This window comes from Vogesella mureinivorans, from assembly GCF_007644035.1.
Classification (GTDB): domain Bacteria; phylum Pseudomonadota; class Gammaproteobacteria; order Burkholderiales; family Chromobacteriaceae; genus Vogesella; species Vogesella mureinivorans.
Map to the genome: position 1 here is coordinate 1 of NZ_VMTV02000128.1, position 1,121 is coordinate 1,121.

Here is a 1,121-nt window from a genome sequence, read left to right on the forward strand (position 1 = left end):
AGCTTATACAGCGCTACCTCAAGGGATTGCTTGATCCCTCAATATCTCTACTTGAAGTACATAAGCTATTGTATTTTATGCAGGAAGCAGGGGAGCCATTACGCTTAAAATACCAGAAAGCGCACTATGGCCCTTATGCGCAAAACTTGCGTCATGTACTAAACGCTCTTGAGGGTCACTTCATTTCTGGGTATGCCGATGGCGGTGACTTCCCGGAAAAAGAATTACAGCTTGTTCCTGGAGCTATTGAAGAAGCTCGCGATTTTTTGGAGAAGCATCCAAGTACACGTCAGAGATTCGAGAGAGTATCGCGTCTTGTTGAAGGATTTGAGTCCCCACAGGGACTAGAGCTTTTATCAACAGTTCATTGGGTAAATAAACATGAACAAGTGAAAAACTCTAAAGACGTTATTGAAGCCATTTATTCTTGGAATGATAGGAAAAGGCAGCTAACAGCTAGACAAATATCTATAGCCGAAAAGGTTCTCGACAGGCAAAACTGGTTAACTGCCTAACTATTTTCAAAAACTTAGGTGCTATTTACTAAAATCTCTTTTCGCCTACAAAAAAAGGATCGCTCACCAGGAGCGATCCTTTTCACATCTGAACCCGCTATACTGCAGGGTTGAATGTAACGTCCATTTTTTACGCTGCGTTCAATTCATCCAGCATATGAATGAACTTCTCTTCGATATCTAGCCACATTTCTTCTGAAAGAGGTTTATCTTTGTAAGCGTGATGTATGAGGCTTAAAACAGCTTGAGACACACTGCCCTTTTTCTCGATAAGCTTGCCAAGGTTTTTTCCCTCTTTTTCTAGAGAACGAAAGAAAAGAGTCCTTTCCTGATTAGCAAACACAAGTTCAGGATCAGTGAACAGTTGCTCGATATGCTCAGGCTCTATGAGATAGACAGTTTGAACAGTCATCCTTCCCGTAGTTACTGATTTAACAGAGACATTTAGATGACGAATAGGGAAAAAATATTTTTTCTCTAGCATCTCGATGATTGCTGGTAAGCGAGTGACTTCAAAGTCAGCTTTAACATTGTTACCAGAACTGGTGAGATGATGGCCTTCGATCAGAGATGACAGGACCACCACTTGGGAATCCTGCATCGAGT

General features: G+C 41.5%; 1 protein-coding gene and 1 pseudogene. One reads left to right on the plus strand and one right to left on the minus strand.

All coding sequences use genetic code 11. The features are described from left to right. A pseudogene (locus FLQ44_RS03135) lies at positions 1-515 on the plus strand (hypothetical protein); the annotation flags it as partial. A gap of 130 nt (positions 516-645) precedes the next feature. On the opposite strand, the gene FLQ44_RS03140 reads toward FLQ44_RS03135, so the two are convergent. Further along, on the minus strand, positions 646-1,121 hold a 476-nt coding region (locus tag FLQ44_RS03140; RefSeq protein WP_147693009.1), incomplete at its 5' end, for a hypothetical protein.